Raw genomic sequence first — 20,206 nt, 5'->3', positions numbered from 1 at the left:
AAAGCGGAACAAGGAGAATGGACATGGCAATCGCCTTCAAGCAGGAAAGTTTCCGCGACGATTTCAGCTACCGGAACAGCCCGGAGAACATCAGCCGGTTCCCGTTCCCCTTCGATCGCGACGAGTACATGTATTCCGTCAACATGGAGCCCCACGTGCGCGGCAGACCGGGTACCGCCTTCGAAAATCTGATCGACGTCGATGAACACTATGTCGCCGAGATGCATGACCGGACGCTGGTGCTGAAGGAGGATCCGCTCCGCTATCAGGCCCTGCCCCATATGATGAGCGCACAGTGGGATACGCTCGAGCTTCTGATGAAAGAGCAGGCAGCTGGCTATCCCGAACACTTCACCCTCGCGAGGAATGGCGACCAGTGGCGCTGGATCAACCGGCCGCTCGGCATCGACGACACGTTCACTTTCGGCGATGTCTCGACGCTGCCCTATGAGCCCTTCGAATATATCACGCGGCAGGCGCAGGGTGATTTCTGCATAGTGGACCAGCGCGACGGCAATCTTTGGATGGATGCCGGAATGGTGACGACTCAGGCCGACTGGTCGCTCGATTTCGACATCGGCATGAATTTCATGGAGTGGCACGGACCCGTGCCACTCGCCCACCAGATCGGCGTCTTCGACCGCGCATTAAAATTCCTCCTGAACCTGCAGCAGGGCAAGCCGACGCGCCGCTTCAACTGGACGATGACGATCAATCCACGGCTTGATACCAGCCCAGAAAACTACCACAAATGGGGGCCGGATCGCACGACCGTGAAACCAGAGAATGTTGGCGAGAAGGTACATCTGCGCGTCGAGCTGCAGAGCCTGTGGCGCCTGCCGCGTTCGAACGCCATCCTCTTCGTTATCCGTTGCTACCTAATGAACATGGACGAGCTGGTGACCGTGCCGAAATGGGCGCGACGCATGCCACGGGTGCTGAGAACCCTGCCGCCGGAACTCATCGACTATAAGGGGCTCACCCGCTACCGCGAGGACACGATCGACTGGCTTTCGAAATTTGATGACGGCGCGCCCACCAGCCCCGGCGTCTTCCCGGATTGACGCGCCCATGCGCCGAAGCAATGCAGTATATCAAGAGGGGAATGCTTCATGACAAAAGTTGCCGTTATCGGCGCCGGTCCCTCCGGGCTGGCACAGTTGCGCGCCTTCCAATCGGCCGCCCAGAAGGGCGCCGAAATCCCGGAGGTCGTCTGCTATGAAAAGCAGGCAGATTGGGGTGGACTTTGGAATTACACTTGGCGCACCGGGCTTGACGAATATGGCGAGCCGGTCCACGGCAGCATGTATCGTTACCTCTGGTCGAACGGTCCAAAGGAATGCCTGGAATTCGCCGATTATTCCTTCGAGGAGCATTTCGGCAAGCCAATTGCCTCCTATCCTCCGCGCGCGGTCCTTTGGGATTACATCAAGGGCCGTGTCGAAAAGGCGAATGTTCGCGATTGGGTGCGCTTCAGCACGCCCGTGCGCATGGTCCGCTTCGACGAGGAGATGAAGAAATTCACGGTGACGGCCCACAACCGCATCGAGGACCGCATGTATGACGAGGAATTCGATTATGTCGTTGTTGCGACCGGTCATTTCTCAACGCCGAACGTTCCCTATTTTGAGGGCGTTAAGACCTTTAACGGCCGGGTGCTGCATGCGCACGACTTCCGTGACGCTCTGGAATTCAAGGGCAAGGACATCCTAATCGTCGGCCGTAGCTATTCGGCCGAGGATATTGGTTCGCAATGCTGGAAATACGGCGCCAGGTCGGTGACGACGAGCTACCGGTCAAAACCTATGGGCTTCAAATGGCCGGAGAATTTCGAGGAGCGGCCGCTCTTGACCCGGCTCGAAAACAAGACGGCGCATTTTCTCGACGGCTCAATGAAGGAAGTCGATGCGCTGATCCTCTGCACCGGCTACCAGCACCACTTTCCGTTTCTGCCGGACGAACTACGACTGAAGACTGCCAACCGGCTCTGGGCAGATGGCCTCTACAAGGGCGTTATTTTCGACAAGAACCCACAGCTCTTCTACATCGGCATGCAGGACCAGTTCTACACCTTCAACATGTTCGACGTACAGGCCTGGTGGGCGCGCGATGTCATGATGGGCCGCATCAAGCTGCCGCCGGCAGAAGAACTGAAGGCGAATTTCGACATGTGGCGTGCTCGCGAAGAGACGCTCGAAGATGCCGAGCAGATGATCTGGTATCAGGGTGACTACGTGAAGGAGCTGCTCGCCGAGACCGACTACCCGAGCTTCGACATCGAAGGCACGAATAACGCCTTCATGGAATGGGAACACCACAAGGCGGAAAATATCATGGGCTTTCGTGATCACGCCTATCGATCGCTGATGACCGGCAATATGTCGCCGAAGCACCATACGCCCTGGGTCGAAGCTCTCGACGATTCGATGGAAGAGTATCTGCGCAACTGAAGCCTTCAACGTCCTCGCTCAACCGCGAAAAGGTCGTTCATCGCGACCTTTTCGTGGTGTTTTTGAAATGAGACGAAGCAATTTCATCTGCAACTCACTTCGAACGTGGCCTTTATGGATTTTCAAAAGAGCATTCTGAGCCGCATGAGCGGATTTCTCTACCGCTGCCGTGCGGACGAAAACTACACAATGCTGGAGATGACGAACGGCATCGAGCGCATCTTCGGCTATCGCGCTGACGAGATGATCGGCAACCGGACGCGGACCTTCACCTCCATCATGTGTGAGGAGGATGTGCCGATCATGGACCAGGTCGTCGGCCTGGCGCTCGAACAGCGCACCGACTGGACGATGGAATACCGGATCCGCCATCGGGACGGGAATTTCATCTGGGTGACGGAAACCGGCGGCGGTGTCTGGGACGAGAATGGCGAATTGCTTTACCTCGAAGGCAGCATCATTAACATCAAGTCCCTTTACCAGCGTATCGACGAGCAAACGGCGGGTATGCGCGTCACGGCGTCAAAGACCAATGAGATCCTGCAATCACTGCGCTACTTGAAACTGCTCGCCGTCAATGCCGGAATCGAGGCGGCACGTGCGGGTACGGCAGGGTCGGGCTTTGCCGTGCTTGCAGCCGAAATGCGCGCGCTTGCCAACGCCTCTGAGGAGGCTGCCCGCGCGATCTCGAACGCCCAGCGCAAGTCGGGCTGAAGCTTAAGCGCGCGGCCGCGTCTTCTGAGGATCGTAATGCGAGAGCGGTACTATGACCGCCGGCAAGCGTTTCTGGTGGCCATCCAGCTTGCCGATTTCCACCGCCATTCCAACAGACGCATGCATGACGTCAATACGGGCGAGAGCAATCGTCTTGCCAAGAATTGGTGAGCGGGTAGCGCTGGTGATCACGCCCACCTGCGCGCGGCCGATGTGAACGCAATCTCCATGGCCGACCGCCTCATTGGCCTGCACGTCGAGCCCAACCAGCAGATGACGCGGATGTTCCTTGCGCCGGATCAGCGCTTCTCGGCCGATGAAATCATCCGCCTTGGATTTCAGCGGCACGGTGAAGCCAATGCCGGCCTCGAATGGATCGGTTTGGTCGGTAAACTCGTGATGGGCAAAGATCAGCCCCGCCTCGATGCGCACCATGTCCAAGGCTTCGAGACCCATAGGCTTCAAGCCGTGCGGCTCACCAGCCTTCCAAAGCGCGTCGAACACTGTTAGCGCGTCCTTCGGATGACAGAAGATCTCGTAACCGAGCTCGCCCGTATAGCCGGTGCGCGAGACGACGACAGGGGCACCTTCGAAGCTCCCGATGCGCCCAACCGTGAAGCGGAACCACTCGAGCTCGCCGATCGCCGGCTGGCGCGGCGCCGTCCAGATAATTTCCTTCAGGATGTTGCGGCTCCTCGGTCCCTGCACAGCGATATTGTGCATCTGGTCGGTTGACGAGCGGACCCAGGCCTTAAAGCCTTTCTTTTCCGCTTGCTCGCGAAGCCAGATGCCGCTTGCATCATCACCGCCGATCCAGCGGAAGTTTTTGTCGCCAAGCCGGAAGAGCGTACCGTCATCGATCATGCCACCATTTTCGTAGCACATGGCCGAATAGACGACCTGTCCGGACGACAGCTTACGCACGTCGCGCGTCAGGCAATATTGCAGCAGCTCCTCGGCATCGGGACCGGTCACTTCGAATTTTCGCAGCGGCGAGAGGTCGATGACGACTGCCCTTTCCCGGCAGGCCCAATATTCTTCGATGGGGCCTGCGGAGGAAAAGCGGTTCGGCAACCAGTAGCCGCGATACTCCGTGTAGTCCCTCGTGAGTGGCGAGAGGCGTGGGTGGAAGGCGGTTTCGCGCGTCAGTTCAGCATCGGAGTCAGGTGTCATGCGATAGGCTACCGCTCGTGAGAATTTCTCTTTTCCGGAAAACGTTCGGACATGGATATCCGTCGGATCCCAGCCGTTCGCGGCATCGATATCGTCTGGGCATGAGGAGGAGACGCAGACCAGATCGGTCAGCGCCCGCATCATCACATAATCGCCCGGGCGCGACCAAGGCTCGTCGAGGTACAGCTGATTATTGTGATCGATGTTTGTATTGTAGAAATAGTTGAGCGCTTCCCAGCCCTTACGAGGCGCAATCCCGTAAGGCGCCAACGCGGCGTTGAAGTTGTCCGTGCAATTGACGTGGCCGGGATAGCCCATATCGTCATAATAGCGAGAATTGCAGGCGGTCGCGAAGGCATCGTGACGACCGACCGTGTCCTGGACAATCTCCACGAGAGGTTCGAAATCGCGATCGAACGCCTTTGACGGCAGGCCAGGCATCGGATAGCTGCGGCCGAGCAGGGTGCGGGTGACCGTCGAATCCAGGGCCAGATCGAGGCCTTTATCCACCTTGCGTGCGGCGAAAGCCTGAAAATCCGTGCATTGCCGCCCATAGACGTCGATGATCTGAATGAATTCGCCGGCGCGGACGAAATAGGCTGAGGCTGTCGCCGCCTTGATGCGGATATCCTCGATCGGATCGGCTATCGGCTCGGGCACGACCGAGGAATAATCGTGAATGAGTTGGCTCCGCCTGATCCTAATCCCGATCGGCGTCGCCGTATCCTGCGCCTGTGGCAACATCGCGCCTGCGGGAGCAGCGATAATCAAGAGACCTTTCAGGGCGATGGTGAATTCCGCCGAGCTTCCGGGCGTCGCTGCCGCTCCGAAGAGGCCGAGCGCGCCGGCCGACGCAAGATCAGCGCCGCGACGGGCAAGCGCTGCGCGGGCACGGACAGCATCGCCATTCTCCGTCGAAAGGATGGCTTTCAGCCCCTTGGCGGCATTGGTGAACGTCGCGCCGAGACCAGCCGATAGGAAACGCCCAGCCTCATCGACAAAGGAAAGCTCGCAAGGCTGACCGCCTTCCATGTCGGTGACGGTTACGTGGTCGCCGACCTCGACGCGCACGACCAACGAGCCCCCGCCCTTGACGCGGTAACGTTCCGTGCCCTGCGGTAGCGCGGGAATGCCAGGATAGCGGACGATGCTCGGGGAGGCCGGCCGTATCCCGAGCATCGCCGGATGGAGATCTCGCATTTGACCCTCATGGGATTGGAAGCACGCTTTCGCCCACCAGACAACGTTACAAAATGCCGCCCGAAAGTAAACCCATATTGACTAAAAAGAAAATATCTTCACTATGCATCAAGGTCAAAGCTCGAGAATCCGCGGCAAGGCGGATCGCCAAATAACCGGGCAGGCCCCGGGAGAGGCACGTTCAAGGAGACGCACGAAGAGACGTCCGGAACAATCGAATGGGGAACTTCAGCAATGACAGACGTAGTGGACGCCGGGATTTCGGCCGGCACCGAAGGTAAGCTTATACGTGCCCTCGACTGGAAGGGTGCATTCTGGGTGGCTGCAGGCGTGCCGCCGCTCGTCCTTTTTTCCATCGGCGGCATTGCAGGCACGACAGGCAAGCTCGCCTTCGTCGTCTGGATCATTTCCATGATCATGGGCTTCCTGCAATCCTTCACCTACGCAGAGATTGCCGGCATGTTCGGCAACAAATCCGGCGGCGCCTCGGTCTATGGCGCGACCGCCTGGCTGCGATATTCGAAGTTCATTGCGCCGCTTTCAGTCTGGTGCAACTGGTTTGCCTGGTCCCCGGTGCTTTCGCTCGGTTGCGCCATCGCCGCCGGTTATATGCTCAATGCATTTTTTCCAATTCCGGCGGCTGACTCGCAAGCAGCCCTCGACTGGATTGCTGCGCATGCCGCTTCGATAACGGCCGATAGCCCGCGCGTCGCAGAATACATAGTTGCCCATGCCGGCACGACGGCGGACGATGCCATCAAAGCCTTGCTGGGCACGGATGCAGTAGCGGCGCTGACGCCAGCGATCCGCAACTGGTCACTCGCAAGTTTCAGCATTCCGTTCCTCGCCACCGCCAACATCAACGCCACTTTCTTCATCGGCGGCATCCTGATGCTGATGATCTTCGCTATCCAGCATCGCGGCATCTCGGAAACCGCAAGCGTGCAGAAGTGGCTGGCGATCATCGTGCTCGTGCCGCTGCTTTTGATCGGCATCTACCCTATCCTCAGCGGCCAGATCGTTGCTGCGAACGTCACAGGCCTCCTTCCGCCGACCGCTGCATATTCAGACGCGGACGGTACATGGAGCAACGGCGGCTGGACGCTCTTCCTTGGCGGCCTCTATATCGCCGCTTGGTCTACCTACGGCTTCGAAACCGCCGTCTGCTACACCCGGGAACTAAAGAATCCGAAGACCGATACTTTCAAGGCGATCTTCTATTCCGGACTTGTATGCTGCTTGTTCTTCTTCCTCGTACCCTTCGCCTTCCAAGGTGTGCTCGGCCACGCCGGCATGCTGGCACCTGGAATCGTCGACGGTACTGGTGTAGCGGAAGCCCTCGGCGGTTTGATCGGCGCAGGCCGCATCATCACCCAGCTTCTCGTCGTCCTGATGATCATGGCACTCTTCCTGGCGATCATGACAGCGATGGCGGGATCCTCACGTACGCTCTATCAGGGCGCCAAAGACGGCTGGCTGCCGAAATACCTCGACCACGTGAACGAGAACGGCGCGCCGACCCGCGCCATGTGGACGGACTTCGCCTTCAACCTGTTCCTATTGTCGATCGCCTCGGATGCCGGCGGCTACTTCTTCGTGCTCGCGGTCTCAAATGTCGGCTACATCATCTTCAACTTCCTCAACCTGAACTCCGGTTGGATCCATCGCATGGATTCCGGCCATGTCGAACGTCCCTGGAAGGCGCCGAGCTGGCTGATCGGCCTCAACACGGTTCTCGCCTTCGTCAACGCCCTCTTCCTGGGCGCCGGCGCCAAGGTCTGGGGCTATGCCAACGCACTTTGGGTCGGCTTCGCCTTCGCCGCCGTCATCCTCCCGGTCTTTGCCTATCGCCATTATGTGCGGGACGGCGGCAAATTCCCTGCAGGAGCGATGGACGATCTGGGCCTGACAGGCCAGGATCTTGGCACGAAAAAGGCCGGCATTCTGCCCTATGTCGCCCTTGCAGGCGGTCTGGCGATTGTGCTGATTGCAAACTGGATCTTCCAACTTCCGGCCTAATGCCCAAGATGATCCTCTTATCGCCGCTCTCCGTGAGGGCGGCGATTATTCGGTAGGATCACGCAGTGGCGATCCGTAGTTCGCGGCGCGGCATCCTCCAAAACACCGCCGTCACGCGCTCTCGCGCGGAATGAACCTCCAGGGGGTATAGAATGCCTTCGCCCCAACGGGCTTCTGGGCGGCGAGACTCTCGATGAGATGCTGGCCAGCTTCAAGTAGCGAAAGCCATTCCGGACCGATCGTCGTCAAGCGGGGATTGCAGTAAAAGCCTTCCTCGGCGTTGCCGCAGCCCAGGACGGCAATGTCGCTTGGCACTCGAATGCCGAGGCGGGAAAACTCCTCGATCAGCGTCACGGCCGTATAGTCGGAGTCAAGCAGGATCGCTGTCGGCCGCTTTGCCATTTCAGCGATCTGTCGCGCGCACCCAGCAGTAGCCTCACGAGCATCCGCTCCCACCATTGTGGTGATCAGCACAGACAGACCAGCAGTCACCGCACGCGCCTTCAGCGCAGAAATTCGCGGATTATGCGGCATTTCGGCATTTTGAATGTAGACGAAATCGCGATGTCCCTTGTGCAGAAGATCATCAAACGCACACTCAAGCGCGTCGATCAGACCGTTGTTAAGGACAGAATAGGATCGAGGTTGTGCTGTAGGATGGATGACAAGACAGGGTCGGTTGAAATGCGCAAATACCTGCCCGACCTGCTCCTCGGTGAGGAAACCGACTTCAGCGATCACGCCATCGGCCAGACCTGCTTCAACCTCGCCCAGGATTTTCTGGACTGCACCGATCGTGGAGCCAGTTAACACAATCGGCAGCAACCCCTGCTGCACAGCCACCGATCCGAGATCGTGAACCATCTTGTCGGCATAGGGTATGCCAAGCTTCGGCAGGACGATGCAAATGCGTTCGCTCTGTTGGCGACGCAAGTGGCGAGCGGTTTTGTTCTGGACGTAGCCCAGTTCCTCGACTGCGGCACGGATGCGCTCGCGTGCTTCCGTCCCAACGCGCTTCAGATGTTCCTGGCGGTTGCTGAAATAGAAGGAGACGGCGGCGGTGGACACGTCGGCAAGCCGAGCAACGTCGGCAACGGTTACGGATCGCTCGTTTCTCGTCGCCGGCCTCTCCCTGTCATGTATATCTTCGCTGCTCATTCAGGTCGCCGTAATCCTCGGGCATTTCTCGCCGGCGGCGACTATCCGCTCCAACAGCCGCTCGCGCAGCCGCCTTCTTATATCCTCATAGCCATCCCGGCCACAGAGATTCTCCAACTCGTAAGGGTCGTTTTCAAGGTCATAGAGATGTGTCTCGACATAGTTGGCGCTGTCCATGTCGTCCCAACCGCTGAGATCTGGTGCGGTGACCTCATATTTCCATCTTCGCGTCCGCAGTGCCCTACCCACATGATGTTCGCTGACCTGCACAAGCACGTCTTCTTCGCCGCCGGCCCGTTGATCGAGGATCGACCTTCCCTGCATCGCAGCAGGCACCTTCAATCCGGCCGCAGCAAGAAGCGTCGGCGGTAGATCGATCAGGCTGACCAGGCCCTGATGGTTTCCACGTCCCATGAATCCGGGACCGTGAAAGAAGGTCGGCACGCGTATCGACGCCTCGTGGCAAGAACGCTTGTATTCGTTGTTGCGCGTCTTGAAATGGCAGCCGTGGTCCGAGGTGAAGAGAATGATCGTGTTGTCGAGCTGGCCGAGGCTCGTCAGTGCATCGGTCAGTCGTCCAAGCGCCTCGTCCAGACGCTGGATCATTCCGAGATAGCCCGGATAGTGCTCATCCGAGGATCCCCCAAGGGCCGCAAGATCAGGCGGCAATTCCATTTGTTTTCGAATCCGCTCCTCGTAGCCGACAGGCGCAGGATAGTTGTCGAACTCGTTCTGGTGGTGCGGCTCGATGAAGGACAGGAAAAGAAAGTATGGTTTTTCATGGTCTGCCGCCACAAACCGGATCGCCGCGTCAGTCAGGGCGTCGACACGGTAGCCGGGAAGCTTGACGCGCTCGCCCTCGCCATCGAACACCGCTGTATCGTAGGCATATGAGGTGAATTCCAAAATGTTGGACGCCAGCCAATACTCGTAGCCGCCGCGTTCAGATGCAGGAACCGGCTCACTGCCTGAAAGATGCCATTTGCCGATATAGCCGGTCTCGTAGCCTCCTTCCCGGAACCAGTGCGCGAGCGTCTTTTGGCCGCTCGGCAAGGGGATACTGTTGCGGTAGCATCCTGTTGTCGTGGGATAAAGGCCGGTCTGCAGCGCCGAGCGCGCGGGTCCGCACACCGGCTGGCAGGTGAAGGAATTCGGCACGAACATCCCGGCTTCGGCAAGGCGGTCGAAATTCGGCGTCAGCTTCAATGGGTGACCGTGAAGCCCGACCGTATCCCAGCGTTGCTGGTCGGTAAAAAAGACGATGACATTGGGAGAAGCACTCATTCTCTACCTTTCCATGGCTCATTTCATTCCGGACGTCATCACCGACTGCACGAAATAGCGTTGCATGAAGACAAACAACAGGAAGCTCGGGAGAAACAGGATCACCCCGCCCGTTGCCGTCAAATTCCATTGCGTGAAGAACTCCGAATTGAACAAAGTCAGCCCTGTCGTAATCGGCCGCATCTCGACGGAGCTTACGACCACCAGGGGCCAAAGGAATTCGTTGAACTGGAACACGAAGGTCAGCAGGCCGAGCGTTGCCATCGGCGGGCCAAGCTGCGGCAAGACGACGGATCGATAGATGCGCCATTCCGACGCCCCGTCGAGACGCGCAGCATCAAGCAGGTCATCCGGAATCGGCCGGATAAACTGCCGCATCAGGAAAATTCCGTAAGCGCTCATGGCGAACGGCATGATGAGGCCCTGGTAGGTGTTCAACCAGCCCATTTTTGCGGTCAGGATGTAAAGCGGGATCATCCGGATAAAGAATGGCAGCATCAGCGTGGAGAGCAGCGCGGCAAACATAGCCCGCTTTCCCAAAAACTCCAGCTTTGCAAATACATAGCCGACGAGCGGGTCGAAGAAGAGGTGGAGCGCAGTTATGCCGCCGGCGATGATGAAACTGTTGAGAATGAACCGGGCAAACGGTGCCTTTTCCCAAATCGCCACGTAGTTGGAGAACTGCAGCACCGAGGGAACCAGCACGGGCACGCCGCTGGAGAGGTCGGCGTCGCTCTGCAGAGAGAGCGAGATCATGTAAAAGAATGGAAAGAGCGCAAGGATGACGAAGAAGCTGAGCGTGCCATAGGCGGCAAAGGTGGCAAGGGGCGTGCGGTGGGAGGAGCGGGCCATCATCAATAGACCACCTCCCGGTTCAGGAAACGGAACTGAAGGAACGTTATCACCAGGATCGCAACGAACATCAGGAACGAGAGCGCCGACGCGTAGCCGATGTTGAGCTCCAGGAACGCCGCCTCGTAGACGTGCAATGCGTAAAGGCGGGTCGCCTCGGCCGGACCGCCACCCGTCAGCAGATAGGGCGCGGATAGATCTTGAAGGTGAGCGATCGTGCTGATGACCGCAAGAAAGAGTGTCGTCGGCATCAGCAAGGGAATTGTTATCCGCCTGAACCGTTGCGCGGGCGAGGCGCCATCGACCTCGGCGGCTTCGTAGAGATCCTTGGGAATACCCTGGATGGCGGCAATGTAGATCAGCATCGCGTAGCCGATGTCCTTCCATACGGTGATCGCGACGATTGTCGGAAGGGCCGTCGATGGTGTGCTCAGCCAATTCTGGGTGGGAAGGTCCAGATAGGAGAGCAGCGCGTTTAGCATGCCGGTATAGGGATCGAGCAGGCTCTTCCACATCAGGGCAACGATCACGAACGAGATGATATAGGGAAAGAAGATGATGGCGCGAATCGTCGTGGCCGCCTTGATCGGGCCGCTGAGAATGGCCGCCAGACAAAGGGCTGGCACCAGGGTGAAAACCGTTCCGAGTGTTGCAAACACCACGGTGCGGCCGAAGGCGGCGCGCACGCGGGGGTCCATCAGGGCCTGACGATAATTGTCAAAGCCTGCAAATTCGGATTGGCCAATGAGCGGCTGACCTCGAAAGAAACTGGCCCAGAGTTCCACCACGATCGGATAGAAGAAATAGACCAGAAAATATGCGATGGCGGGCAGCAGGACGATATAGGCGAATCCGGCCTCCCGGGCCTTGCGACTGTTAGGCAGCCTCATGCCGACGACCTCCGTCAGAACATTGATCTCGGGGGCGGCAGCGACGGTGCTAAACGCACGGCCGCTGCTGCTTCGTTACTTGTTGGCGAGTGCCGCGTTGGCTCGTGCCGCATAGTCGGAGAGAACCTCCTGCGCAGGCCTGTCGTTGTAAAGGATGTCCTGGACGGCCGTCTTGAAGAGATCCTGTACGACAGCATTCTTGCCCGTGAGCGCAAGCTTGGCGGCTGAATCGACGGCGTAAGGCAGGCATTGGCTGAATTTGCCGAGCACGGGATCTGCCTTGACCTTTGGATCGGCAGCCCAGGATTTGCGCGGCATGGTCATGCCGTTGGGCAACGAGGCTGCAAGTTCGGTGTCAAGCGCAACGAACCTCTTGAGCAGGTCCCACGCTTCGGCCGGATGCTTGGCCGTCTTGGGGATGAAAAGGCTCACGCCACCTGCCATCGTCGCCTGCTGCTTCTCCGTCAGCGACGGTGCGACGTCCCAGTTCAGCTTGGGATTGCCCGTCTTGATCGGGCTAACGTCCCATGGGCCGGTCAGGATCATCGCCGCCCGGCCGGCTGTAAACAGCTTCTGCGGGCCTTCGTAGTCGGCACCGGCCACCGGCAAGGGTGCCGCTTTATCCTTATGAATGAGGTCGGCCACGAACTGGATTGCCTGTGCGGACTGCGGGCTGTCGAAAGCGACCTTTTTGACCGCGGCATCGTATAAGGCGCCGCCATTCTGGTAGATCCATGGCGTGTAGTATGTCGCCACTTGGTTGGGAGCAAAGCCGAACCTGCCGCGCTTGCTGGTCGCGATCGCGACCTCGCGGAATTCTTGCCAATTGGCCGGCGGCTTGTCGAAGCCGGCTTCCTTCAACATGTCCACGTTATAGACCAACGCCGCACAGGTCAGGTGCAACTGAATGCCGTAGTACTTGCCGTCGATCGTGTTGCGCTCGACGGAGAAATCCTGCCAGTCCTGCGGATAGCCCATCTCTTTGCCGTCTTTTGCGACAAAGTCATTGAGCGGCGTGATCATGCCCTGCAAGCCGAATTCCGGCACCCAGCCGCCAGGCTCGGCAACGAGGTCCGGCGCATTTCCGACCGAAAGATCGGCCACCAGCTTGGTGCGCAGATCCGGCCATTGGAAGCGTCCCCATTCGACCGTCCAGCCGGGGTGGTCCGCCTCGAATTTCTTGATGACGTCGGCATATGCTTGATACGCATGGCCGGCGTTCCAATAGACTTTAAGGGTTTCGGCCCGCGCAGCGCCTCCAACGCCATACAGGCACAGCGCAACTGCAATGCAACGGCTCAATCGATTGGCAAGTTTCATGTGTCTTCTCCCAGAGACATCCGACAAGCCGGCGTGTTCTCCACCGGAACCCTCCTCAAGGCCCGATGAAACCGGCAAGTTAATGGATTAACTTATGCGGCCCTCCAAGTCAATCGAAGTCCAGGTCAAATGTCGAAAGCGACGCGGAAGCCAATATGCCCGGTGGTCGAATCGCCGGTGCTGCCCATGCGAGCAGCGATACGGTACCGGTGGCAGTAGGACGCATGGCAGAGGTATGAACCGCCTTTGAGGACGCGGCGGCTTTCCTGCCGTGCCATGGCGTTGAGTGATTGCGACGTTTTGCGCAAGGACCTCACGCGAAACACGTCCGCAGTCCACTCCCAGCAGTTTCCCGCCATGTTGTACAGTCCAAATCCGTTCGGCTCGAACGAGACGGAGGGTGCAAGCCCCTTGTAACCGTCCACCCCGCTGTCGAACTCCGGAAACCGGCCCTGCCAGATATTACACGGGGTGAAATCATCATCCGGGTGACGGTCGCCCCAGGGATAGATCGCGCCACTGAGACCGCCCTTCGCTGCATGTTCCCATTCGGCTTCGCTTGGAAGCCGTCCGCCCACCCAAGTGGCAAATCGAACCGCGTCCTGCCATGAGATGTGAACGACAGGATGATCTTTGAATGCCTCGACATCGGAACCAGGTCCGAACGGCGCATGCCAGCAGGCGCCCTCGACACGCCGCCACCATTCAGCGCCGACGACGCCTGACGTCGCAACCTTAGGATCGACATTCTGGTAAAACACATAGGACCAGCCCAGCTGCTCGGCCTCAGTGATGTAACCCGTGGCCGCAATGAAATCAGCGAACTGCGAATTGCTGACGGCTGCCTTGGCGAGCAGCAACGGCTTGAGCCGGAGCTTGCGGACCGGACCCTCCCCGTCCGCCGGCAGGTACGGCCTGTCTGTCCCGACCAGCACGAGCCCGCCTGGAATCTGTGCCGTATCGACAGAGACCGGAGATAGAGCTCGATGCACTGGCGCCTGCGTCGGCGAACCGGCGTCCGATCTCTTCGATATTTCGGTTGGGAGGCAGCAACTTTTCATAGTGTCATTCGTCGGTCAGTCGAAAGGCAGGTTCCGGACCAAGATACAATAAGGTCTACGGACGTTGCGCAATGGCTTTTGCGCAGTCCGGACACTGCCGGCTTCATAGGCTGTGAATAATTTCCGCCTCAGATTGGACGTTGGCGTAGATGTTCGTCCCGAGCCGGATCTTTGCCCGGATCTGCCGTGTCAGTGTAGCGCCGGCACTACCGGCGCTCCTTGGTGAGAGGCGTCTAAACTGCGCAGCGGGCCCATTCCGTGCGCCCGGCGCATCCGCCGGGCTTTTCAGAGTTGGTTCGAATGCGCCGACAACCCGTGCGGCCAGAGACAGGCGGCCGGTTATTCGGCCGCCGACCGCCGAGGCAGCACCCAGCCGGGACGCGGGAAGTGGCAAGTGTAGCCGTTAGGGTAGCGCTCGAGGTAATCTTGGTGCTCCGGTTCCGCCTGCCAGAAGTCTCCCGCCGGCTCGACCTCGGTCACCACCTTGCCCGGCCACAGGCCCGAAGCGTCGACGTCTGCGATGGTGTCCTCGGCTATTCGCTTCTGCTCCTCGTCGACGTAGTAGATCGCCGAGCGGTAAGAGGCGCCGACGTCGTTGCCCTGTCGGTTTCTTGTCGTCGGATCGTGAATCTGGAAGAAGAACTCCAGAATCCGCCTGTAGCTGATCGTCTGGGGATCGAAGATGATCTCGATGCCTTCGGCGTGGGTACCGTGATTGCGGTAGGTCGCGTTCGCCACATCGCCGCCGGTATAGCCCACGCGGGTCCCAATGACCCCGGGGAGCCTGCGGATCAAGTCCTGCATTCCCCAGAAGCAACCACCAGCTAGAACAGCTTTCTCGGTCATTTAGATATCCTCCACCTGGTTGAGATACGCACTATAGCCCTCGGCCTCCATTTCCCCACGCGGAATGAAGCGCAGTGCGGCGGAATTGATGCAGTACCGCAGGCCGCCCTGGTCTTGAGGACCGTCGGGAAAGACGTGGCCGAGGTGGCTGCCGCCATGCGCCGAGCGCACCTCCGTACGGGTCATACCATGAGAATCATCCCGCAGCTCCTTGACGTTTGCCGGCACGATCGGCTTGGTGAAGCTCGGCCAGCCGCAGCCGGAATCGAACTTGTCGGCGGAGGCAAACAGCGGTTCGCCGGAAACGATGTCGACATAGATCCCCGGTCTCTTGTTGTCATGATACTCCCCAGTGAAGGGGCGTTCGGTGCCGTTCTGTTGGGTCACCCGATACTGTTCGGGTGTGAGCTTGCTGACCGCTTCGTCGGTCTTTATATAGGTCATTGCCCTATCTCCGTTCTTGGATTTGTTGCCTGAATATGGCGAAGGCCCGTGGGGATTCCCAATATCGGGTGTGCATAGATTCGATAGCCGTACGGTAAATTCCGTTCTGCCCCGCTCACGCCCAGTCGTGCCGAGCGGCCATCTGCGCGATCTTGCGGATCTCGAGCGGTGTGCCGGAACCGGAGACCGTTACAAATACCAGTTCGCGCTCCAATGATATCCCCTCGACCGGGCGGGTCGCTATGCCTTGCACTACGACGGACCGCTCGGGCATGATGCAGATCGCGCGGCCTTCGGCTACCATTTGCTGGACCCAGTCCTCGCGCTCCGCACTGAAGCGCGGTTGCATGACCGCGTCATGGTCCATCAGGTGTTCGGTGATCTCGGTGTGGAACTCGCAGGCCAGCCGGTCGACATAGGGATAGGCTGCAATCGCCTCGGTGCTGACAACGTCTTTGCCCGCCAGCGGATGGTTCTCCGCACAGGCAAGGAGGAATCGCTCCCGAAACAGCGGCACAATGTTGAGCTTGGGGTTGGGACGGGGCGCCCGCGGCAAGATGCAAGCGTGATATTTGCCCGAAAGCACTTCGTCCGCACCTTCTCCGGCCAAGAGCTGATGCATATGGACCTTTATGGAAGAAAGCTCCCCAAGCGCGTCATCGAAGAATGCGGCAAAGGCAGCGGGGCCGATGGTCGGGGCAACCGCGATGTCGAGAATACGCCGCCGGCCGAGCACCGTGCTCTCGGAATGCTCGCGCACGTTTCTAAGTGCGAGTTCAATCCGCATGAACTCGGCCTGGACGTCGCGGCCGAGCGCCGTAAGCCGGCTGTCCTTGCCATCGCGATAGATCAGCGGACTGCCCAATTCTTCCTCGAGACGCTGGATTGCTCGCGTGAGACTTGGCTGCGAGACGCCACTTCGGCGCGCGGCCTCGGTGAAGTTCAGGGTTTCGGCCAAATTGAGGAAGTATCTAACGTGATTGATGTCCATGGATCACTTGTTGCGTAGGTTCTGACAAAGATTGCCATCAAAGTCGAAGCGAGATGTGCTGGTTGCTAGCCTGCCTATGAGTGAATACAGATCAGTATGTGCCACTGTTGGAGAGCGCCCGCCACCGATAAGGTACCCCGTGCAGGTGAAATTCAACCGCGGGGGCAGTGCGGTCACAGCTGCCCTTCCATGGATCAGGAGAGCCGTTGCGCGGTCATGGTTGGCGCACGGAACGAAAGCGCGGCCCGGAATTGGTCGACCCCCATGGCGGCAACGCATCAAGCACCCTTCCACAGAAGTGGCGGTGACGCGAAGCCGCTTTGCGCCTTCGCACGGCTGTTGGAGGCGCCGGTCACAGGGGTGCGGTAGTAGACCGCTTCCTCGCCTGCCGATTTCAGCGCGTCCTCCACGCTCACGCGCGGAGGTTTAGGGCCGACATCGGAAGGCGGCTTCCTTTCACAGCAGCGGACACCACATGAACTGGTCAGCCACGATACCGAAGAGCATCGACCAAGACCGAAAAAGCCGCCGACGGCTGCCGTCTGCTAGGATAGTAAAGGTGATAGCCCGCGAAAGCAGGACACCAGTCCTCCAGCACCCTCACAAGGCGGCCGTCGGAAAGCTGGTCAATGACATGATCCTCCATGACGAACCCGAGCCCGAATCCAGCCTCGGCCGCCCGGACGATCATGTTCACGTTGTTGAACGCGAGCTGGCCATCGACACGCACGCGAAGCTCGCGCCCGTCCTTTTCGAGCTCCCAGGCATATAGGCCGCCCCCGCTCAGCATACGCAGGTTGATGCAGCGATGCGACGCGAGATCCTGCGGCGTCGTCGGTTTCGAATGGTCGGTGAGGTACTCCGGCGATCCAACGATGGCCATCCGGAGGTCGGGACCTATGCGGGCCGCGATCATGTCCTTTGCCAAGGCTTCGCCCAGGCGGACACCGGCGTCGAACCGTTCGGCCACGATATCTGTGAAGCTGGAATCGATGCTGAGTTCAACGTGGATATCGGGGTACTCAGGAAGGAGCCTTTGAATGGCCGGCCAAAGCACCGTGGTCGCGGCGTGTTCGGACGTCGTGATCCGTATCGTTCCCGCCGGCTTGTCGCGAAGTTCGCTCAAGGACGCCAGCTCTGCGCCGATACTGTCCAACGCCGGCCGCAATGTCGCAAGCAGCCTTTCACCGGCCTCGGTCGGTGCGACGCTACGCGTCGTCCGGGTTAGAAGACGGACTCCGAGGCGGGCTTCGAGCCGTCTGATTGTATGGCTCAATGCCGACTGTGACGCCCCCAGGCGCGCCGCCGCGCGCGTGAAGTTCTGTTCCTCGGCCACGGTCAGGAAGGCGCTGAGATCGGCAAGCTCCTCGCGCTTCATTCATGAACCTCCCTAATGGCTGCGGCTTTATGACCGCAACTTCATCTCATAATGATGCAAGGTCAAGGCGCCTGTCCCGGAGCGACAAGAACAAGGCTCGCGAAGCTGCCGATGCCTGCGACACCTATTACGAGCGTCAATCCCCAGGGCGTGCCGTCGGCAAGGGCGCTCACCGCCGCGGAGCCGGCGATGCCGGAGCCGTAGTGGATCGCTCCGACGAGCGCGGAGACCGCCCCTGCCTGTTCGGGGAAGTCCTGGAGGGCGCCGCCAATGGAATTGGCCACGATGAGGCCGGACCAGGACACGAAGACGAAGAGCAGTGTTGTGAGCGCCCACAGGCCTCCCCAACCGGTCGCGCCCGCGACCAGGATCGCAAAGCCGGACGCCATCGCGCCGAAGGTGCCGAACCGCAGAAGGGTCGTGCTGCCAAGCCTGGTCACAAGCCTCGAGTTGACCATGTTCGTCACCATGATCCCGACAATCCCCAAGGCGAAAAGGACGCCATATAGTCCGACCGGGACATGGTAGTAGTCGATGTAGGCGAAGGGCGTTCCGGCGATGTAGGCGTAGATGCCGGCATAAAAGAAGCCGCCTGCCGCAGCAAATCCGAGAAGGCGCCGGTTAGCGAGCAGCTTGCCGTAGCCAAGCACGGCGTCCGTGATCGAATTCTTGTTCCGCCGTGATGCCGGCAGGGTCTCCGGAACCGTAAAGAGAGCGGCCAGGGTCGCCAGCCCCACCGCGACCAGAACCCAGAAGATCGAGCGCCATCCGGCTATCGCGAGGATCTGGCCCCCGACGATCGGCCCCAGAAGCGGAGCCACGGCCATGACGGTGATGAGGATCGAAAGCATCTGCGCGGCCCGGCTTCCCTCGTAGAGGTCGCGGACCATCGCACGTGCGAGCACGACGCCGGAGCAGGCGCCGATCGCCTGCACGACGCGCCATAACATCATCTCAGCGGCCGATCCCGATATCGCGCAGCCGGCCGACCCGATGACAAATAGGAGAAGGCCGACCGCCACGGGAAGCCGGCGGCCATACCTGTCGCCGACAGGCCCCCAGAAGAGTTGGCCGAGACTGAAGCCGATCAGGAATCCGGACACGGTCAGCTCGATAGAACCCGGATCCGCTCCGAAATCCCTGCCCATGGCCGGCATGGCCGGAAGGTAGAGGTCTGTCGAGATCGACGCGAATCCCATAAGGGCGCTGAGCAAGGCAAGGACGCGCCTGCCGGGCGGAAGCGGGCTGACGGAGGATGTATCGACGGGCGCTGCGAGGCCATCGGCAGAGCTCGCGAGTTCGTGTGACATGGTTGTCGTCTTTCTGGAAAGAGATTGGGCCGAAGCGCCGTCAAACCTCCTCCGGCATACGGCCTTTAGAGACCCGTCATCTTCATCAGCCGCTCGGGATAGCGGTCACCCTCGACCTGTATCTTGGCGGCCGCGTCATCGAGTTCGGCAGTCGACAGCTTGACGGCGGCGGCGGCGAGATTTTCCTCAAGGCGATGCAGCTTCGTGGTGCCGGGGATCGGCACGATCCACGGCTTCTGCGCGAGGAGCCACGCAAGCGCGATCTGGGCCGGCGTCACGTTCCTGGCGTCGCCGATGCGCCTGATAAGGTCGATCAGCGCCTGGTTCTTCTCCATGGCTTCGGGCGTGAAGCGCGGCAGAAGCTTGCGGAAGTCGTTCTCGGCGATCTTGCTGTCCTTGCCCATCGCCCCCGTCAGGAATCCTTTCCCGAGAGGGCTGTAGGCAACGAGACCGATCCCGAGCTCCTCGCAGGCCTCCAGGATGCCATTCGTCTCGGGGCCGCGCGTCCAAAGTGAGTATTCATTCTGCAGCGCCGTTACCGGCTGCACGGCATGCGCGCGCCGGGCTGTTTGCGCGCCGGGTTCCGAAAGGCCGAAATGTTTGACCTTGCCCTCGGCGATCAAGTCTCTTACGGCACCTGCCACATCCTCGATCGGAACCTTGGGATCGACGCGGTGCTGATAGAGAAGGTCGATGGCGTCGATGCCAAGACGCTTCAAGGACGCCTCGGCGACCTCCTTGATGTGTTCAGGGCGGCTGTCCAGGCCCGTCTGCTTGCCGTCTTCGATCTTGAAGCCGAACTTCGTGGCGATGACGACTTGGTCGCGAACCGGACGCAGCGCCTTGCCGACGATCTCTTCGTTGGTGAAAGGGCCGTAGACCTCGGCCGTGTCAAAGAAGGTTACGCCATGATCGACGGCGTCGCGGATGAGCTTGACGCTGTCGGCGTTGCTGAGGGCATGGCCGTAGCTGAAATTCAGGCCCATGCAGCCAAAACCCAGGGCTGACACCTCAAGGCCCTGGCCGAGAATGCGCTTTTCCATGATTACACCTTTCTTTTGAATGCCTTGAAAGATAGGCGAAGTCGCGGGGACAGATTAGGCCGTCCAATTGGCA

17 protein-coding genes and 1 pseudogene are annotated in these 20,206 nt (G+C 59.7%); 4 read left to right on the top strand and 14 right to left on the bottom strand.

Annotated features, from left to right (window positions below):
* The first annotated feature begins 23 nt into the window (after positions 1–23).
* The 3 genes from BN1800_RS28935 to BN1800_RS43505 all read left to right on the top strand — a co-directional run bounded on the left by BN1800_RS28935 (position 24) and on the right by BN1800_RS43505 (position 3,164).
* Complete coding sequence (locus BN1800_RS28935) at positions 24–1,064, top strand: heme-dependent oxidative N-demethylase family protein (protein WP_087002403.1); 1,041 nt, start codon at positions 24–26, stop codon at positions 1,062–1,064.
* Positions 1,065–1,112: 48 nt separating this feature from the next.
* Positions 1,113–2,450 (top strand): NAD(P)-binding domain-containing protein, encoded by a 1,338-nt coding sequence (locus BN1800_RS28930; RefSeq protein WP_087002401.1) that lies wholly within the window; start codon positions 1,113–1,115, stop codon positions 2,448–2,450.
* Positions 2,451–2,564: 114 nt separating this feature from the next.
* Positions 2,565–3,164, top strand: a complete 600-nt coding sequence (locus tag BN1800_RS43505) for a methyl-accepting chemotaxis protein (RefSeq protein ID WP_087002399.1) — start codon at positions 2,565–2,567, stop codon at positions 3,162–3,164.
* 3 nt (positions 3,165–3,167) lie between these two features.
* Here the strand turns inward: BN1800_RS43505 and BN1800_RS28920 are convergent, their stop codons facing one another.
* Positions 3,168–5,537, bottom strand: coding sequence for a trimethylamine N-oxide demethylase (locus BN1800_RS28920; RefSeq protein ID WP_087002397.1), 2,370 nt, complete (start codon positions 5,535–5,537; stop codon positions 3,168–3,170).
* A gap of 234 nt (positions 5,538–5,771) precedes the next feature.
* Here BN1800_RS28920 and BN1800_RS28915 point away from each other — a divergent pair, with 234 nt between their 5' ends.
* Positions 5,772–7,556, top strand: a complete 1,785-nt coding sequence (locus BN1800_RS28915) for a trimethylamine N-oxide permease (RefSeq protein ID WP_087002395.1) — start codon at positions 5,772–5,774, stop codon at positions 7,554–7,556.
* Between the two features lie 111 nt (positions 7,557–7,667).
* Here BN1800_RS28915 and BN1800_RS28910 read toward each other — a convergent pair whose 3' ends face one another.
* From BN1800_RS28910 to BN1800_RS28850, 13 genes and pseudogenes are all read right to left on the bottom strand, one after another.
* Entirely contained in the window at positions 7,668–8,714 is a 1,047-nt protein-coding gene (locus BN1800_RS28910; RefSeq protein WP_087002393.1) for a LacI family DNA-binding transcriptional regulator, read from the bottom strand.
* Positions 8,715–9,998: a sulfatase family protein gene (locus BN1800_RS28905; RefSeq protein WP_087002392.1), complete on the bottom strand. Its 1,284-nt coding sequence runs from the start codon at positions 9,996–9,998 to the stop codon at positions 8,715–8,717.
* 18 nt (positions 9,999–10,016) lie between these two features.
* Positions 10,017–10,853 carry a carbohydrate ABC transporter permease gene (locus tag BN1800_RS28900; protein WP_244564696.1) on the bottom strand — a complete coding sequence of 279 codons (837 nt, stop codon included), beginning with the start codon at positions 10,851–10,853 and terminating at the stop codon, positions 10,017–10,019.
* Complete coding sequence (locus BN1800_RS28895; RefSeq protein WP_087002390.1) at positions 10,853–11,740, bottom strand: carbohydrate ABC transporter permease; 888 nt, start codon at positions 11,738–11,740, stop codon at positions 10,853–10,855. Before BN1800_RS28895 ends, BN1800_RS28900 begins: the two co-directional genes overlap by 1 nt.
* A gap of 75 nt (positions 11,741–11,815) precedes the next feature.
* On the bottom strand, positions 11,816–13,060 hold the full coding sequence (locus BN1800_RS28890) for an ABC transporter substrate-binding protein (protein WP_027511331.1): 1,245 nt from the start codon (positions 13,058–13,060) through the stop codon (positions 11,816–11,818).
* Positions 13,061–13,185: 125 nt separating this feature from the next.
* On the bottom strand, positions 13,186–14,121 hold the full coding sequence (locus tag BN1800_RS28885) for a formylglycine-generating enzyme family protein (RefSeq protein ID WP_087002388.1): 936 nt from the start codon (positions 14,119–14,121) through the stop codon (positions 13,186–13,188).
* A gap of 339 nt (positions 14,122–14,460) precedes the next feature.
* Complete coding sequence (msrA, locus tag BN1800_RS28880; RefSeq protein ID WP_087002386.1) at positions 14,461–14,967, bottom strand: peptide-methionine (S)-S-oxide reductase MsrA; 507 nt, start codon at positions 14,965–14,967, stop codon at positions 14,461–14,463.
* Positions 14,968–15,411, bottom strand: a complete 444-nt coding sequence (msrB, locus tag BN1800_RS28875) for a peptide-methionine (R)-S-oxide reductase MsrB (protein WP_087002385.1) — start codon at positions 15,409–15,411, stop codon at positions 14,968–14,970.
* 115 nt (positions 15,412–15,526) lie between these two features.
* Positions 15,527–16,402 (bottom strand): LysR family transcriptional regulator, encoded by an 876-nt coding sequence (locus BN1800_RS28870; protein WP_087002383.1) that lies wholly within the window; start codon positions 16,400–16,402, stop codon positions 15,527–15,529.
* A 278-nt stretch (positions 16,403–16,680) separates the two neighbouring features.
* Positions 16,681–16,833: pseudogene (locus tag BN1800_RS28865) on the bottom strand (NAD-dependent epimerase/dehydratase family protein); the annotation flags it as partial.
* Between the two features lie 53 nt (positions 16,834–16,886).
* Positions 16,887–17,780, bottom strand: a complete 894-nt coding sequence (locus tag BN1800_RS28860) for a LysR family transcriptional regulator (protein ID WP_087002381.1) — start codon at positions 17,778–17,780, stop codon at positions 16,887–16,889.
* A gap of 62 nt (positions 17,781–17,842) precedes the next feature.
* Positions 17,843–19,090, bottom strand: coding sequence for a multidrug effflux MFS transporter (locus BN1800_RS28855; RefSeq protein ID WP_087002379.1), 1,248 nt, complete (start codon positions 19,088–19,090; stop codon positions 17,843–17,845).
* A gap of 65 nt (positions 19,091–19,155) precedes the next feature.
* Entirely contained in the window at positions 19,156–20,133 is a 978-nt protein-coding gene (locus BN1800_RS28850; RefSeq protein WP_087002377.1) for an aldo/keto reductase, read from the bottom strand.
* Positions 20,134–20,206: the final 73 nt, after the last annotated feature.

Source organism: Rhizobium sullae (genome assembly GCF_900169785.1).
Taxonomy (GTDB): domain Bacteria; phylum Pseudomonadota; class Alphaproteobacteria; order Rhizobiales; family Rhizobiaceae; genus Rhizobium; species Rhizobium sullae.
This window is presented reverse-complemented; position numbering and strand designations above follow the sequence as displayed.

Bases quoted from the DNA above. Each gene is read 5' to 3' on its own strand.
- BN1800_RS43505 (WP_087002399.1), top strand. From the start codon at position 2,565: ATGGATTTTCAAAAGAGCATTCTGAGCCGCATGAGCGGATTTCTCTAC.
- BN1800_RS28920 (WP_087002397.1), bottom strand. From the start codon at position 5,537: ATGCGAGATCTCCATCCGGCGATGCTCGGGATACGGCCGGCCTCCCCG.
- msrB (WP_087002385.1), bottom strand. From the start codon at position 15,411: ATGACCTATATAAAGACCGACGAAGCGGTCAGCAAGCTCACACCCGAA.
- BN1800_RS28910 (WP_087002393.1), bottom strand. From the start codon at position 8,714: ATGAGCAGCGAAGATATACATGACAGGGAGAGGCCGGCGACGAGAAAC.
- BN1800_RS28895 (WP_087002390.1), bottom strand. From the start codon at position 11,740: ATGAGGCTGCCTAACAGTCGCAAGGCCCGGGAGGCCGGATTCGCCTAT.
- BN1800_RS28905 (WP_087002392.1), bottom strand. From the start codon at position 9,998: ATGAGTGCTTCTCCCAATGTCATCGTCTTTTTTACCGACCAGCAACGC.
- BN1800_RS28870 (WP_087002383.1), bottom strand. From the start codon at position 16,402: ATGGACATCAATCACGTTAGATACTTCCTCAATTTGGCCGAAACCCTG.
- BN1800_RS28900 (WP_244564696.1), bottom strand. From the start codon at position 10,853: ATGATGGCCCGCTCCTCCCACCGCACGCCCCTTGCCACCTTTGCCGCC.
- BN1800_RS28885 (WP_087002388.1), bottom strand. From the start codon at position 14,121: ATGAAAAGTTGCTGCCTCCCAACCGAAATATCGAAGAGATCGGACGCC.
- BN1800_RS28935 (WP_087002403.1), top strand. From the start codon at position 24: ATGGCAATCGCCTTCAAGCAGGAAAGTTTCCGCGACGATTTCAGCTAC.
- BN1800_RS28890 (WP_027511331.1), bottom strand. From the start codon at position 13,060: ATGAAACTTGCCAATCGATTGAGCCGTTGCATTGCAGTTGCGCTGTGC.
- BN1800_RS28860 (WP_087002381.1), bottom strand. From the start codon at position 17,780: ATGAAGCGCGAGGAGCTTGCCGATCTCAGCGCCTTCCTGACCGTGGCC.
- msrA (WP_087002386.1), bottom strand. From the start codon at position 14,967: ATGACCGAGAAAGCTGTTCTAGCTGGTGGTTGCTTCTGGGGAATGCAG.
- BN1800_RS28915 (WP_087002395.1), top strand. From the start codon at position 5,772: ATGACAGACGTAGTGGACGCCGGGATTTCGGCCGGCACCGAAGGTAAG.
- BN1800_RS28850 (WP_087002377.1), bottom strand. From the start codon at position 20,133: ATGGAAAAGCGCATTCTCGGCCAGGGCCTTGAGGTGTCAGCCCTGGGT.
- BN1800_RS28855 (WP_087002379.1), bottom strand. From the start codon at position 19,090: ATGTCACACGAACTCGCGAGCTCTGCCGATGGCCTCGCAGCGCCCGTC.
- BN1800_RS28930 (WP_087002401.1), top strand. From the start codon at position 1,113: ATGACAAAAGTTGCCGTTATCGGCGCCGGTCCCTCCGGGCTGGCACAG.